This is a genomic window from Serratia sp. B501, assembly GCF_051172315.1.
Lineage (GTDB): Bacteria > Pseudomonadota > Gammaproteobacteria > Enterobacterales > Enterobacteriaceae > Serratia > Serratia ureilytica.
On the sequence record NZ_JBPIZB010000006.1, the window covers coordinates 20,372 to 34,690 of the forward strand.

Here is a 14,319-nt window from a genome sequence, read left to right on the forward strand (position 1 = left end):
GGTTTTAATTAGTTATGGTAATTTGGCCCGTGACTCAAAATTGACGGCCATTATTCGCTGTAATGGTTTGGTTTTTGGGGAAATAATTCGGTGTGGTGCAGAGAGATATTTTGGCGCCGCGCCTGCCGTTCGGATAATAAAAAACCCGACCAGAGGTCGGGCAAAAGTCATCAGTATTTCATCAGTTTTAACGACAGGTGCCGATATCGAGGGGGATATCGTCGGGCGTCATATTATCGCCTTAGTATGACAGCCAGATGGCAGCCTCAGGCCTTGCGATACAGCCTGCGCGGATGGCCGATATTGCCGTACAGCATCTCCACCCGCACGAACTGGGTGGCGACGCAATATTCCAGATAACGGCGAGCGGTGGTTTTGCTGATGCCGACCTGTTCGACCACGTCTTCCACCGCATGCGCCACCGCCGGCTGGGCGATAAACAGCGCCTGCACCAGCTCCAGCGTGTTGGTTTCTATGCCTTTGGCGCTCGGCTCGCTGGAGAACTGCTTCGACTGCAGGTTGTACAGCGCATCGACATTGTCCTGATCGATGATTTTGAAGGTGCGCTGGGTCTGCACGAACTGCATGAAGCGCTCGAGCGAGTTGCGCAGCCGTTTGTAAGACACCGGCTTGATGATGTAGTCGAAGGCGCCGTTGCGGATCGCCTGGCTGCAGGTATGCATGTCGCTGGCGGCGGTGATGAAAATCACCGAACAGGCGGGATTCTTTACCGCCGGCTCTTCCATCAGCTCAATGCCCTGGCCGTCCGGCAGAAAGTTGTCCAGCAGGATCAGCCGCGGCTGATGCTCGTTGGCTTTGGCCCGCGCTTCGGCCAGCGTGGCGGCGTAGGCCACCACCCGCAGGTTGAAATTTTTCTCGATGAACTCTGCGTGCAGCGTCGCCAGTTGCGGCTCATCTTCCACGATCAGAACGTCCAGTGTTTGGTGTGACATAATCGGGTGCTCAAAAAAAAATCGGGTTATGGGTTTTATTTAGGGATAAATATAGAGAATATCGCGCCGTGCGGCTCGTTGTCCGACACTTCTATGCTGCCGTGCGCCTGCGCCACGTGGCTGGCGACCAGATGCAGGCCGATGCCGTGGTCGCTTTTATCCGCTTTGGTGGTCACGCCCTGTTCAAACAGCGTATCACGAATCTCCTCGGCGATGCCGGTGCCGCGATCCGCCACCTCGATCACCAGCTCGTCGCTGCCGTCGCTGATATAGAGTTCGATCGCGTCGTGCGGAGCCGGGCAGTGCAGCGTCGCCTCCACTGCATTATCCAGCAGGTTGCCGACGATCGACATCAGTTCGGTTTCATTCAGCGCCGCCGGGATCTGCCGCAGCTGGCAGGCCGGATCGAAACGCAGTTCGATGCCTTTCTCTCTGGCGCTGGAGTATTTGCCCAGCAGCAGCCCGCACAGCGCCGCCGAACTGAAGCGCTGCGAGATGAAATCGAGGATCTCCTGCGCCCCCTCCGACTGGGCTTCCACATAGCGGATGGCCTCGTCGTAGCGCTGCATGTGCAGCAGCCCGGCCAGCGTGGCGGTCCAGTTCAGCTGCTCGTGGCGCATGATGCGCAGGTTGTCGGCATAGCGTTTTACCTGGCTGAGCTGGCTGCTCAGGGTATTGATATCGTTCTTGTCGCGGAAGCTGATCACCCAGCCTTGCAGCTCTTGCTCCTGCATGATGCGCACCCGGCTGGCGATCACCCGCACGTGGTTGAAGCGGCACACCTCGTCATGGGTGTCCTGCTCCAAGTGCGCGACGGCGAAAAAGTCCGGCTGGGCCTGGATCACATCGCCGATCGGCCGGCCCAGCAGGCCGGTGGCGGGCTGATGCAGATCCAACAGCTCACGCGCCGCATGGTTGATGGTGATGATCCGCAGCTGTGGATCGATGGCGATCACGCCCTCATAGATGGCTTCCAGCAGCGCTTTTTGCTGGCGCACCAGCAGCGCGATCTCTTTCGGCTCCAGCCAGAACATCTGGCGTTTGAGGTTTTTCGACAGCAGCCAGGAAAAAACGAACAGGGCGATCAGCAGCAGGACGATGGAACCGATAATTTGCGTTAATGTCCTGGCATTTAAATTATCGATATGCGATTTCAAATAGCCGACGGAAACGATGCCGATGACGTGATTATTTTCATCCAGGATCGGCGCCTTGCTGCGTAATGATACGCCGATGCCGCCCTTGCGAATGGAAATAATGCTTTTGCCTTCCAACACCTCTTTATTATCACCGCCGATCATCGGCGTGCCCAGGCGGCCTTCATATTCGGAATGATAAAGATGACGGGCATGATTATCGCCGATGACGATATAGCTGGCGTCGCTGCTGGCGCGGATTTTTTTCATCAACGCGGCGATCCTGGCGGCGTCGTTTTTTTCTACGGCATCCACCAACGAAGGGATAAGGGCGATTTCACGCGCCTGCACCTGGGCGCGGGCACCGAGGTCGCGGTGCAGCTGCGCATCCAACTGGTAATAGGTGTAGGCGCCGATGCAGGTCAGCAGCAGGCAGGAGAAGGCCACCAGGCACAGAAACAGCTTGATTTGAAATGAGAGTTTAAGGCGCATGGCGGGGCTTCACCGTAAAGAGATCCTGAAGCCTTACCCTATCACGAGAAGCGGGGTCTGTAATATTGCGCCCGATCAACTTGTGATCCCTCACACGGGATTAGAGTGAACCGGACGAGAATTGTTCGTCTGCGATAAAGTTGATAAGCTTTAAAATAAAAACGGTATTAACGCCATTAAAACCACGCTGATTTTTACATAATCTTAATTAACCCCATAGAAACCATAACCACCATTAAAAACCCTTTTTAATTTTGAACATAATCACAGCAGATAATCCGTGCGCTTCTCTATGATGGCTGAACAAACTAATAAGAGGCCAGATTATGAGCACAACAGATGATTCTTACCTCGTAGCCAAAGACAAGGCCGCCGATATTCCTCTGCGTGAGAAATGGTGGCGGATACTGGACAATTATAAAGTAGGGATTATTCCGTTACCGTTCTTTATTCTGGCCGGCGTGTTGATTCTGCTCGACTGCCTGGAAGGCAAGTTGCCGAGCGATATCGTGGTGATGGTGGCCACCCTGGCGTTCTTCGGTTTCGCCTGCGGCGAATTCGGCAAGCGCCTGCCGCTGATCGGCAAAATGGGCGCGGCGGCGATCTGCGCCACCTTCATTCCTTCCGCGCTGGTGCACTATGGCCTGCTGCCGGACGTGGTGGTGGAGTCGACCACCAAGTTCTACAAATCGACCAACATTCTTTACCTCTACATCTGCTGCATCATCGTCGGCAGCATCATGAGCATGAACCGCCAGGTGCTGATCCAGGGCTTCCTGCGCATCTTCATCCCCATGCTGTGCGGCGAGATCGTCGGCATGCTGGTGGGGATGGGCGTCGGCATGGCGCTGGGCCTGGAACCGTTCCAGATCTTCTTCTTCCTGATCCTGCCGATCATGGCCGGCGGCGTAGGTGAAGGGGCGATCCCGCTGTCGATGGGCTACGCGGCGATCCTGCACATGGAGCAGGGCGTGGCGTTAGGGCGCATTCTGCCTATCGTAATGCTCGGCAGCCTGACCGCTATCGTCATCGCCGGCCTGCTCAATCAACTGGGCAAGCGTTATCCGCACCTGACCGGCGAAGGCAGCCTGATGCCGAGCAAGCAGGGTGAAAGCGACATGAACGCGGTGGAAAAAATCAGCGGCAAGGTGGACGTCAGCACCATCGCCTGCGGCGCGCTGTTGGCCATTCTGCTGTATATGGTGGGCATGCTGCTGCACCGTCTGATCGGCCTGCCGGCGCCGGTGGGCATGCTCTTCGCCGCCGTGGCGGTGAAGTTGGCGCACGGGGTGTCGCCGCGCATTCAGGAAGGCTCGCAGGTGGTGTACAAATTCTTCCGCACCGCCGTGACTTATCCGATCCTGTTCGCGGTCGGCGTGGCCATCACGCCGTGGCAGGAACTGGTGGACGCGTTCACCGTACAGAATCTGATCGTGATCGTCACCACCGTCAGCGCGCTGGTGGCGACCGGCTTCTTCGTCGGCAAGAAAATCGGCATGCATCCTATCGACGTGGCGATCGTCTCCTGCTGCCAGAGCGGGCAGGGCGGCACCGGCGATGTCGCGATCCTCACCGCCGGCAACCGCATGTCGCTGATGCCGTTCGCCCAGATCGCCACCCGTATCGGCGGCGCTATCAACGTCTCGCTGTCGCTGCTGGTGTTGGCCAAGTTCTTCGTATAACTCCTATAAATCCTTAGCGTTACTTTGCCTTTCCCCGCCCCCGCGGGGATTTTTTTGCCCGCGCGCCGCCCGTACGCGCGGGCAGGGATAATACCGGTTACGCTGCCTGTTTCATGGCGGCGTCGTACCAGGCGAAGTAGCGCTCTACGCCGCGGCGGCCGGATTCGATCAGCGCACGTTTCTTCTCCTCGCTGATGCCGAACTCCAGCGTGCCGACGTCGAGCGTGTCGACATACACGGTGCGTTTCCAGTCGTCGCTGTCCAGGTGCACCTTGGTTTGGATGTCCAGCATCACGTTGGCCACCGCCAGGGTGAAATCAAACAGGTTGTTGACCGGCGTGCGCGGGCCGGCCTGCCCGGCGGCCTGGGCGATTTCGCCGGCGGAGTCCAGGCGAAGGCCCAGCGTGCGGGTGTTGATGCGCTGGCTGGCGCTGTCGATGTAAGGCGGCGTGGCGGAGAAGTCATAGTCGAACAGCCGCACCGGGTAGTTGTCGATCATGCCCCCGTCGATGCACAGGTCGCCCAGGGCATTTTTCTTCGCCACGAAGGCAAACGGGAACGACATCGAAATGCGCAGGCCGTCCGCCACTTTCATGCGCGGCGTGGTGCGATGCGAATAGACTTCGCGCTGGCCGCTGTTGAGGTTGGCGCCGATAAAGTAAATCGACTTGAACCCTTTCGCCGTTTTCATCGCTTCGAACTGTTCGAAGGTGATATCCGGGTTGCCGGTATATTGCTTGATAATATCGCGCGACCATTGATAGAAATAATCGCCGGGCGCAATGCCGTATTGATTGAACAGGCGATAGGCGTCCTGGAGCGTGCCGAAAAAACCGCCGTTATAATCGAGGAATTTTTTAAAATCCATCGCCGACAGAATCTTGGTCACGTCGGCCGAGCTGCAGCCCAGCCCGACCAGCAGCGCGGCGATGGCGCCCGCCGAGGCGCCGGAGGTTTGCTTGATCTGCGGCATGATGCCTTTGGCCTCCAGCAATTCCAGTGCGCCGCCATAGGCGATGCCTTTTACGCCGCCGCCTTCAAAGACCAGGTTTTCGAATTGATAGCTCATCATATTTCCTTACTCGTGGTTTAGGGAGTAAGAAAAATAACGAAGCGGCGCACGAGAAAATATGGATTGGGGTTGTGTGGATCGGCAAACAAAATTATTCATGATGAATATATTATTTATATATTTATCAAAGGAATCCATTAAACAGGCGCATCGGGCTTTTTGCGTCAATACTTAGCGCTGTTCAATTCTTACAAGGAGTCATCATGTTCTGGAAACGTTATCTGCTGGGCGCGGCGCTGGCCGTTATGTCGTTACAGGCCGGCGCCGCCGCGCCGCAGGCCAAAACCCCGACGCCGGGATTTTACCGCATCATGCTGGGCAGCGTTGAAGTGACCGCGTTGTCCGACGGCGTCATTCGCCTGCCGGCGGACAAGCTGTTGCTGAACACCACGCCGCAGCAGATCGCCGCCGGGTTGGCCGAGCGGCATCAAAGCCTGCCGGTGGTCACCTCGGTCAATGCCTATCTGATCAATACCGGCGACAAGCTGGTGATGATCGACAGCGGCGCCGGCCAGCTGCTGGGCGACGGCCTGGGCAAGCTGGTGGATAACCTGCACGCGGCGGGCTACCAGCCGGAGCAGGTGGATGAGATCTACCTGACCCACATGCACCCGGATCACCTCGGCGGCCTGACGCACGACGGCAAGGCGGTATTCCCCAATGCGGTGGTGCGCGCCGCCAGCCAGGACGCGGACTTCTGGCTGAGCGCCGACCAGCTGAAACGGGCCAACGCGGAAAATAAAAGCAACTTCGAAAGAGCCCAGGCGGCGATCAAGCCTTATCAGGCGGCAGGGCACTTTAAGCCATTCAACGGCGACGGCGAGCTTTCGCCGGGCATCGCCGCCTTTGCCGCCCACGGGCATACGCCGGGCCACAGCGTCTATCAGGTGACCAGCCAGGGCCAGAAGCTGTTGCTGTTGGGGGATCTGATCCACGTGGCGGCGGTGCAGATGCCGCATCCGAAGGTGGCTATCAGCTTTGATAATGACGCCAAGGCGGCGGTCGCTCAGCGGCTGCGGATATTTGGCGACAGCGCGCGGCAGAGCGAGCTGGTGGGGGGCGCACACCTGTCGTTCCCGGGGTTGGGGTATTTGAACCGCCAGGGCGACGGTTACGCCTGGGTGCCATTGAACTACGGCGCGCTGTAATGGAGATGGCCGCCCAACGGGCGGCCATCGTAAGCGCCTTGGGGACATTGTTCGATAATTTGGGATGATGATGCCAGAGAATCGGGGCTTATTCGCCGTGATAAAGAGTGCATGATTAACGTTACCCTCGTCGTTTTCTTTAAGGATCTCCCGATGAATCAGAAAACTCCCCCCGTCGCCATCGTTACCGGCGCATCGCGCGGCATCGGCGCGGCCATCGCCGAGCGTCTGGCCGCCGATGGCTTCACCGTCATCATCAACTATTCGGGCAACCCGGCGCCGGCCGATGAGCTGGTGCGCAAGATTGAACAGGGCGGCGGCCGCGCCTTGAGCGTCAAAGCCGACGTCAGCGATGCATCTGCGGTCGCCCGCCTGTTCGATAGCGCCGAACAGGCGTTTGGCGGCGTCGACGTGCTGGTCAATAACGCCGGAGTGATCGCGCTGGCGCCGGTGGCGGACATGCGTGACGAAGACGTGGATCGCCTGCTCGACATCAATCTGAAAGGCAGCTTCAATGCGATGCGCGAGGCGGCGAAGCGCCTGCGCGACAATGGCCGCATCATCAACTTCTCCTCCAGCGTGGTGGGGTTGCTGCAGCCGGGGTACGGCATGTATGCCGCCAGTAAGGCGGCGATCGAAGCGCTGACCAGCGTGCTGGCGAAAGAGCTGCGCGGCCGCAATATCACGGTGAACGCCGTCGCGCCGGGACCGACCGCCACCGGCTTGTTCCTCGACGGCAAAACCCCGGAGCTTATCGAGCGGCTGGCGAAGATGGCACCGCTGGAGCGCCTGGGCACGCCGGACGATATCGCTGCAGCGGTGGCCTTCCTCGCGGGGGCCGACGGCGGCTGGATCAACGGCCAAACCCTGCGCGCCAACGGCGGCATCATCTGATTGACGACGCGCCGCCGCAGGATCGGGTATCCTGTGGCGGAACTCATCACATCAAGGGCAGCGTATGACGGGCGACAATCAGCAGTTTCATCCCGGCGTCAGGTCGCCCTGCGTCAGCCTGTGTCGGATCGACGACGAAACCCAGCAGTGCCGCGGATGCCGGCGCACGCGGGCGGAGATCGCCGCCTGGCCGACCGCCAGCGACGCGGAGAAACGCGCTATCTGGCGGCGGCTAGAGCTGCGTCAATCGGTGAAATAATCCTCTGCATTATTGCGCTGCCAGACTGCATGTAGCACAATTGAGCTACATGTGATTGACCGACGTGAGGAGCGATTATGTCGACGACGACCATTCGTATTCCAGATGAGCTTAAAGCCCGAGTCGCTGCCGTCGCCGAGCAGGTTGGCGTAACGTCTCACAGCTTTATTTTGCAGGCAATAGCGGAGAAAACGCAGCAGGAAGAGTTGCGCCGCGACTTTGAGAATGAAGCGGAAAAACGCTATGCCAAGATAATTGCGACGGGAGAGACGGTCTCTTGGAAAGAGATGCGCGGTTATTTGGAAAATTACGCAGCGGGTGATACTGCCGCTGTCAAACCTCCGGTTAAAAAATTGGGGCGCTGATGGCAAATGTCGAGTTGGCGCCAGAGGTCAGGGATGATATCGAACGTATTCTCGCTCATTTGGCTCAGTATGGCGCTGCGGATTCAGGGCGGCGCATTCAGGAAATCATCCAGGCAATTGCGGTATTGGAACATAATCCATTGATCGGACGGTCCCTTGGCGCAGGGCTGCGTGAATTGATGATTGGGCAGCAAGCTCGCGGTTATTTGGCGCTCTACAAATACATTCCTGATATCGATACGGCGTTTGTTCTGGCGATCCGCAGTCAGAAAGAACAAGGGTATTGAATGCACGATACCGGCCTGAAAGACCGGTATCGCTGTCATGTCCTCAGAAGTCCCAGTCCTCATCCTCGGTGTTGACCGCCTTGCCGATGACGTAGGACGACCCTGAACCGGAGAAGAAGTCGTGGTTTTCGTCGGCGTTCGGCGACAGCGCCGACAGGATCGCCGGGTTGACCTCCGCCATCGCCGGTGGGAACAGCGCTTCATACCCCAGGTTCATCAGCGCCTTGTTGGCGTTATAGTGCAGGAAGGTCTTCACGTCTTCCGTCCAGCCGACGCCGTCGTACAGTTCCTCGGTGTAGCGCACCTCGTTGTCGTACAGGTCCTGCATCAGATCGAAGGCGAAATTTTTCACCTGTTGGCGCCGTGCGGCGTCCACTTTCTCCAGCCCTTTCTGGAACTTATAGCCGATATAGTAGCCGTGCACCGCCTCGTCGCGAATGATCAGGCGGATCAGATCGGCGGTGTTGGTCAGCTTGGCGCGGCTGGACCAGTACATCGGCAGGTAAAAGCCCGAATAGAACAGGAACGACTCGAGGAACACGCTGGCGACTTTTTTCAGCAGCGGATCGTCGCTGCGGTAGTGCGCCAGAATGATGCCGGCTTTCTTCTGCAGCGCGCGGTTTTCCTCGCTCCAGCGATAGGCGTCATCCACGTCCGGCGTTTGGCACAGGGTAGAGAAGATTGAGCTGTAAGAGCGGGCGTGCACCGCCTCCATAAAGCTGATGTTGGAGTACACCGCCTCTTCGTGCGGCGTCAGCGCATCGGCGATCAGGGCCGGCGCGCCGACGGTGTTCTGGATGGTGTCCAGTAGCGTCAACCCGGTGAACACTCGAATGGTCAGCTGCTGCTCCTTCGGCGTCAGCGTGGCCCAGGAGGGGATATCGTTGGACAGCGGCACCTTCTCCGGCAGCCAGAAGTTGGAGGTCAGGCGGTTCCACACCTCCAGATCCTTGTCGTCTTCGATGATGTTCCAGTTGATGGCGCGCACCAGCGGCGCCGATGTTACGGTCGTCATAAGTTGCCTCACAGCGCGCAGGACACGCAGCCCTGCACCTCGGTGCCTTCCAGCGCCATCTGGCGCAGGCGGATGTAGTAAATGGTTTTGATGCCTTTGCGCCAGGCGTAGATCTGCGCGCGGTTGATGTCGCGGGTGGTGGCGGTATCGCGGAAGAACAACGTCAGCGACAGCCCCTGATCGACGTGTTGCGTCGCGGCGGCATAGGTATCGATGATTTTTTCCGGGCCAATCTCGTAGGCATCCTGGTAATACGCCAGGTTGTCGTTGGTCATGTACGGCGCCGGATAGTAAACGCGGCCGATCTTGCCTTCCTTGCGGATCTCGATGCGCGAGACGATCGGATGGATGCTGGAGGTGGCGTTGTTGATGTACGAGATGGAACCGGTCGGCGGCACCGCCTGCAGGTTCTGGTTGTACAGCCCGTGCATCATCACCGACTGGCGCAGCGCGCGCCACTCATCGCGGCCCGGAATGGCGATGCCGGCGGCGGCGAACAGCTCGCGCACCCGCTCGGTCTGCGGCAGCCAGTCGCGTTCGGTGTATTTGTCGAAGTACTCGCCGCTGGCATAGCGCGAGTGCTCAAAGCCGTCGAACGCGCCGCCGCGTTCGATCGCCAGCCGGTTCGAGGCGCGGATGGCGTGATAGGCCACGGTATAGAAATAGAGATTGGTGAAATCGATGCCTTCTTCCGAGCCGTAGAAGATGCGCTCGCGCGCCAGGTAACCGTGCAGGTTCATCTGGCCCAGACCGATGGCGCGGGCGCTGCGGTTGCCTTCGGCGATCGACGGCACCGAGCGGATATCGCTCATGTCGGCCACCGCGGTCAGCGCGCGGATCGCGGTCTCGATCGCCTTGCCGAAGTCCGGCGCGTCCATGGTTTTGGCGATGTTCAGCGAGCCGAGGTTGCAGGAGATATCCTTGCCGATGCGATCGTAGCTCAGATCCTCGTGATAGATGCTGGCGCGGTTGACCTGCAGGATTTCCGAACACAGGTTGCTCATGTTGATGCGCCCGGCGATCGGATTCTCTCGGTTGACCGTGTCCTCGAACATGACGTAGGGATAGCCGGATTCGAACTGGATCTCCGCCAGCACCTGGAAGAATTCGCGCGCGTTGATGCGCGACTTGCGGATGCGCTTGTCGTCAACCATCTCGCGGTATTTTTCACTGACGCTGATTTCAGACAGCGGCGTGCCATACACCCGTTCGACGTCGTAGGGCGAGAACAGGTACATTTCTTCGTTGTTCTTCGCCAGTTCGAAGGTGATATCCGGGATCACCACCCCCAGCGACAGCGTTTTGATGCGGATCTTCTCGTCGGCGTTTTCCCGCTTGGTGTCGAGAAAACGCAGGATATCTGGGTGGTGGGCGTTGAGATACACCGCGCCCGCCCCCTGGCGCGCGCCGAGCTGGTTGGCGTAGGAGAAGGCGTCTTCGAGCATTTTCATGATCGGAATGACGCCGGAGGACTGGTTCTCGATGCGTTTGATCGGCGCGCCCACCTCGCGAATGTTGCTCAGCATGAAGGCCACGCCGCCGCCGCGTTTCGACAGCTGCAGCGCGGAGTTCACCGCCCGGCCGATCGATTCCATATTGTCTTCGATGCGCAGCAGGAAGCAGGAGACCAGCTCACCGCGCTGGCGTTTGCCGCAGTTGAGGAAGGTCGGCGTGGCCGGCTGGAAGCGGCCCGAAATCATCTCTTCCACCAGATCCTGCGCCAGGGCGGTGTCGCCCGCCGCCAGCGTCAGCGCCACCATGCACACCCGGTCTTCGTAGCGTTCCAGATAGCGCTTGCCGTCGAAGGTTTTGAGCGTATAGCTGGTGTAGTACTTGAAGGCCCCGAGGAAAGTCTCGAAGCGGAATTTTTTGGCGTAGGCCTGCTGGAACAGCTGCTTGATAAACGGGAATTCGTACTGCGCCAGCACCTGCGGCTCGTAGTAGCCTTCTTCCACCAGATAGCGCAGCTTTTCCTCTAGGTTATGGAAGAACACGGTGTTTTGGTTGACGTGCTGCAGGAAGTAGTGCCGCGCCGCCAGCCGATCTTTATCGAACTGGATCCGGCCTTCCGCATCGTAAAGATTGAGCATCGCGTTGAGCGAATGGTAATCCAGCGCGCCCGTCTCGGGCCTGGTCAGTTCTGTCGTTGCCAAAATGCGGTTACTCCCTGTCTAACGTTTTCAACGTCTTGCGTAGTGCCGAGCAGCTCGAAGCGGTACAAGAAAGGCACCTGGCATTTTTTGGCGATGATGTCGCCGGCGATGCCGTACGCTGCGCCGAAGTTGGTGTTCCCGGCGGCGATGACGCCGCGCAGGTATGAACGGTTTTGCGGAACGTTGAGAAAGCGGATCACCTGGATCGGCACCGCGCCGACGGCGCTGCCGCCGCCATAGCTGGGCACGATCAAGATATAGGGCTGTTCCATCAGCAATTTGCTGCGGGCGCCGGCGATCGGAATGCGGATCGCCGGCAGGCCCAGTTTCTCAACGAATCGGTGGGTGTTCTCCGAGCTGCTGGAGAAATAGACCAGCGGATTCATCGTCGGGCCTCAGCAGGTGAGCGCCAGCGCGCCGATTTTGTCCGGCCGGAAACCGGCCCAGTGATCGTCACCGGCGATAATCACCGGAACTTGCTGATAACCTAAGGATTTAACGTGGTCCAGCGCCTGCGGATCTTGAGTGAGGTCGATCACCTGATAATCAATCCCCTGTTTATCAAATGCGCGATAGGTGGCGTTGCACTGGACACAGTCCGGCTTACTGTAAATAATAATGCTCATGATTCGCATTTACCTTTAGGCTGAAGGAAAGGCGGACAAGTCAGAGAACGGAGCATTGTTCCTGGCGTTTCTGACGGCGTTATCAGCCGAACAATATTCCCTGCGGCTGATAGATAAAATACTATATGTTGATATTTGTTTTATCAACCACGCTATATATGGTGTTTTGTCGCGTTTTGCGCGCAGGCCGCGCCGGGGCTGGAAAAGGCGAGGGGAAAAATTTTTGCGAGTGAGAAATCCCCCCTCTCGGTGAAGAGGGGGAGGCGAGCGCATTACTGGCGCATGCTGACGGCCAGCCGATTGAAGGCGTTCATGATGCTGATGGCGAAGGTCAGATCGGCGATCTCGGCGTCGCTGAAGTGCGCCTTCAGCGCCTCGAAAGCGCTGTCCGGCGCGCCGGTGGCGGCGATCAGCGTAACCGACTCGGCCCACTCCAGCGCCGCGCGTTCACGCTCGCTGAATTCATGGCTGGCGCGCCAGCCCGCCAACGTATCCAGCTTGGCATGGCTGAAGCCGCTTTCGCGCAGCGCTTTGCCGTGCATGTCCAGGCAGTAGGCGCAGCCGTTGATCTGCGAAACGCGCATAAACATCAACTCGATGGTCGCTTTGTCCAGGGCGCCTTTCTCCAGCGCCATCAGCGCGCTCACCATATTTTTGTACGGGGCGGGCGCCAGCTCGGCATAGTTCAAACGTGGCTTAATCATGGTCAACCTCAATCGATAGTAACGAAATCATGGCGCTACTTTAGCGGCCTTATGGTCTATGCTATAGGGCCATAAAATGATTATTTAACCGGGCCATGATGCCGCCGTTCCTGACTTCATTGCGGCTGGACAGCCGGCTCGCCGAGCCGCTGTACCGGCAGATTTACCAGCGGATTAAAGACGCCATCGCCCAGGGCAGCCTGGCGGCGGGCAGCCGGTTGCCCTCAGTGCGCGGGTTGGCGAGCGATTTGGGCGTGGCGCGCGCCACGGTGGAAAGCGCCTACGCGCAACTTATTGCCGAAGGTTTCTTGCAGAGCCGGGGGCAGGCGGGCACCTATGTCTCGCCGCAGTTGCCGCACATGCCGCCGGGCGCGATGCCCGCTGCGCCGCCGCTGGCGACGATAGCGCCCGATCCGCTGCAGCCGCAGGGCATGCTGCAGCCTTTCCAACTGGGCGTGCCGGCGCTGGATGCGTTTCCTCGGGCGCTGTGGCAGCGCATTGTCGCCCGCCAGCTGCGCGGTTCCACGACGGCTTCCCTGGCGCTGCCGCCGGCCGGCGGCCTGCCTGAACTGCGTGAGGCGATCGCCCATTATCTGCATTTGTCGCGCGGCATCAGCTGTCGGCCGGAGCAAATTTTCCTCTGCGCCGGTTATCCGGCGTTGCTGGACTGGGTGACGGAGACGCTGTTGCACGCCGGCGACGCGGTATGGATCGAAGATCCCGGTTATCCGGTCACGCGCCCGCTGTTGCGGGCCGCCGGCGTCAGGCCGGTCGCCGTGCCGGTGGATGAACAGGGCATGGACGTGGCCGCCGGTATTCTGACGGAGCCTGAGGCGCGGCTGGCGGTGGTGACGCCGACCCATCAAAGCCCGCTCGGCGTCTCGCTCAGTCTGGCGCGGCGGGTGGCGCTGCTCGACTGGGCGCAGCAGCGCGGGGCCTGGATCCTCGAGGATGACTACGACAGCGAGTTTCGCTATCACGGGCGGCCGCTGCCGCCGCTGAAAAGCCTCGATGTTCAGGGGCGGGTGCTGTACGCCGGCACCTTCAGCAAAACGCTGTTCCCGGCGCTGCGCATGGCTTATTTAGTGGTGCCCGTCGGCCTCACGGAGGCCTTTGCGCGCAGCAGCCGGCTGCGCGGCTGCGGTTGCCCGCCGCTGCTGCAGGCCGGCGTGGCGGATTTTATCCGGCAAGGGCATTTCTATCGCCACCTGAAACGCATGCGGCCGTTGTACCGCCAGCGGCGCGAGTGGTTGACGCAGGCGTTGGAGCGGCAGCTGGGGGCGTGGCTGACGACGGTGCCACAACAGGGCGGCATTCAGCTGTTGGCCCGGCTGCGCGACGGCTTGGCGGATGCGCCGTTGGCGGCGCAAGCCTGGCAGCAGGGGCTGGCGGTGCAGGCGTTGTCTGACTGGCAAATCGACCATCCGGCGGGGCAAGGGTTACTGCTGGGGTTCGCCAATTTCAGCCGGCGAGAGGAGGCGGAGCGGGCGGTACAGGGGCTGGCGCAGCTGTTTCGCTAAAATTAAACGGCCC

At 59.6% G+C, this 14,319-nt stretch carries 15 protein-coding genes; 7 read left to right on the forward strand and 8 right to left on the reverse strand.

Annotated features, from left to right (window positions below):
* Positions 1 to 266: 266 nt before the first annotated feature.
* Both ACSBQV_RS17760 and ACSBQV_RS17765 read right to left on the reverse strand, forming a co-directional pair.
* Positions 267 to 953, reverse strand: coding sequence for a response regulator (locus ACSBQV_RS17760; protein ID WP_033644157.1), 687 nt, complete (start codon positions 951 to 953; stop codon positions 267 to 269).
* A gap of 35 nt (positions 954 to 988) precedes the next feature.
* Positions 989 to 2,581 (reverse strand): ATP-binding protein, encoded by a 1,593-nt coding sequence (locus ACSBQV_RS17765; protein WP_099784231.1) that lies wholly within the window; start codon positions 2,579 to 2,581, stop codon positions 989 to 991.
* A gap of 326 nt (positions 2,582 to 2,907) precedes the next feature.
* On the opposite strand from ACSBQV_RS17765, the gene ACSBQV_RS17770 reads away from it, so the two are divergent.
* Complete coding sequence (locus ACSBQV_RS17770; protein ID WP_099789739.1) at positions 2,908 to 4,263, forward strand: 2-hydroxycarboxylate transporter family protein; 1,356 nt, start codon at positions 2,908 to 2,910, stop codon at positions 4,261 to 4,263.
* Between the two features lie 97 nt (positions 4,264 to 4,360).
* Here ACSBQV_RS17770 and ACSBQV_RS17775 read toward each other — a convergent pair whose 3' ends face one another.
* The gene (locus ACSBQV_RS17775) at positions 4,361 to 5,332 is read right to left on the reverse strand and encodes a patatin-like phospholipase family protein (RefSeq protein WP_099784235.1); all 972 of its coding nucleotides are present in this window, start codon (positions 5,330 to 5,332) and stop codon (positions 4,361 to 4,363) included.
* A 206-nt stretch (positions 5,333 to 5,538) separates the two neighbouring features.
* On the opposite strand from ACSBQV_RS17775, the gene ACSBQV_RS17780 reads away from it, so the two are divergent.
* The 5 genes from ACSBQV_RS17780 (at position 5,539) to ACSBQV_RS17800 (ending at position 8,288) form a co-directional block, all read left to right on the forward strand.
* Positions 5,539 to 6,483, forward strand: coding sequence for an MBL fold metallo-hydrolase (locus ACSBQV_RS17780; RefSeq protein ID WP_099784237.1), 945 nt, complete (start codon positions 5,539 to 5,541; stop codon positions 6,481 to 6,483).
* Positions 6,484 to 6,636: 153 nt separating this feature from the next.
* Complete coding sequence (locus tag ACSBQV_RS17785; protein WP_047025555.1) at positions 6,637 to 7,377, forward strand: SDR family oxidoreductase; 741 nt, start codon at positions 6,637 to 6,639, stop codon at positions 7,375 to 7,377.
* A gap of 64 nt (positions 7,378 to 7,441) precedes the next feature.
* A complete protein-coding gene (locus tag ACSBQV_RS17790; RefSeq protein WP_099784239.1) occupies positions 7,442 to 7,636 on the forward strand; it encodes a DUF1289 domain-containing protein in 195 nt (64 codons plus the stop codon).
* A 77-nt stretch (positions 7,637 to 7,713) separates the two neighbouring features.
* Positions 7,714 to 8,001, forward strand: coding sequence for a CopG family ribbon-helix-helix protein (locus tag ACSBQV_RS17795; RefSeq protein WP_033639547.1), 288 nt, complete (start codon positions 7,714 to 7,716; stop codon positions 7,999 to 8,001).
* Positions 8,001 to 8,288, forward strand: a complete 288-nt coding sequence (locus ACSBQV_RS17800; protein ID WP_099784241.1) for a type II toxin-antitoxin system RelE/ParE family toxin — start codon at positions 8,001 to 8,003, stop codon at positions 8,286 to 8,288. The genes ACSBQV_RS17795 and ACSBQV_RS17800 overlap by 1 nt, the downstream gene beginning before the upstream one ends.
* A 43-nt stretch (positions 8,289 to 8,331) precedes the next feature.
* Here the strand turns inward: ACSBQV_RS17800 and nrdF are convergent, their stop codons facing one another.
* The 5 genes from nrdF to ACSBQV_RS17825 form a co-directional block, all read right to left on the reverse strand.
* Entirely contained in the window at positions 8,332 to 9,303 is a 972-nt protein-coding gene (gene nrdF, locus ACSBQV_RS17805) for a class 1b ribonucleoside-diphosphate reductase subunit beta (protein ID WP_033639549.1), read from the reverse strand.
* A gap of 8 nt (positions 9,304 to 9,311) precedes the next feature.
* Positions 9,312 to 11,456 (reverse strand): class 1b ribonucleoside-diphosphate reductase subunit alpha, encoded by a 2,145-nt coding sequence (gene nrdE, locus ACSBQV_RS17810; RefSeq protein WP_099784243.1) that lies wholly within the window; start codon positions 11,454 to 11,456, stop codon positions 9,312 to 9,314.
* Complete coding sequence (nrdI, locus tag ACSBQV_RS17815) at positions 11,438 to 11,842, reverse strand: class Ib ribonucleoside-diphosphate reductase assembly flavoprotein NrdI (RefSeq protein WP_004928930.1); 405 nt, start codon at positions 11,840 to 11,842, stop codon at positions 11,438 to 11,440. The genes nrdE and nrdI overlap by 19 nt, the downstream gene beginning before the upstream one ends.
* A 9-nt stretch (positions 11,843 to 11,851) precedes the next feature.
* The gene (locus ACSBQV_RS17820) at positions 11,852 to 12,082 is read right to left on the reverse strand and encodes a redoxin NrdH (protein ID WP_033644148.1); all 231 of its coding nucleotides are present in this window, start codon (positions 12,080 to 12,082) and stop codon (positions 11,852 to 11,854) included.
* Positions 12,083 to 12,354: 272 nt separating this feature from the next.
* Entirely contained in the window at positions 12,355 to 12,786 is a 432-nt protein-coding gene (locus ACSBQV_RS17825; protein ID WP_099784245.1) for a carboxymuconolactone decarboxylase family protein, read from the reverse strand.
* A gap of 95 nt (positions 12,787 to 12,881) precedes the next feature.
* Here ACSBQV_RS17825 and ACSBQV_RS17830 point away from each other — a divergent pair, with 95 nt between their 5' ends.
* Positions 12,882 to 14,306: a PLP-dependent aminotransferase family protein gene (locus tag ACSBQV_RS17830; RefSeq protein ID WP_193160481.1), complete on the forward strand. Its 1,425-nt coding sequence runs from the start codon at positions 12,882 to 12,884 to the stop codon at positions 14,304 to 14,306.
* Positions 14,307 to 14,319 lie beyond the last annotated feature (13 nt).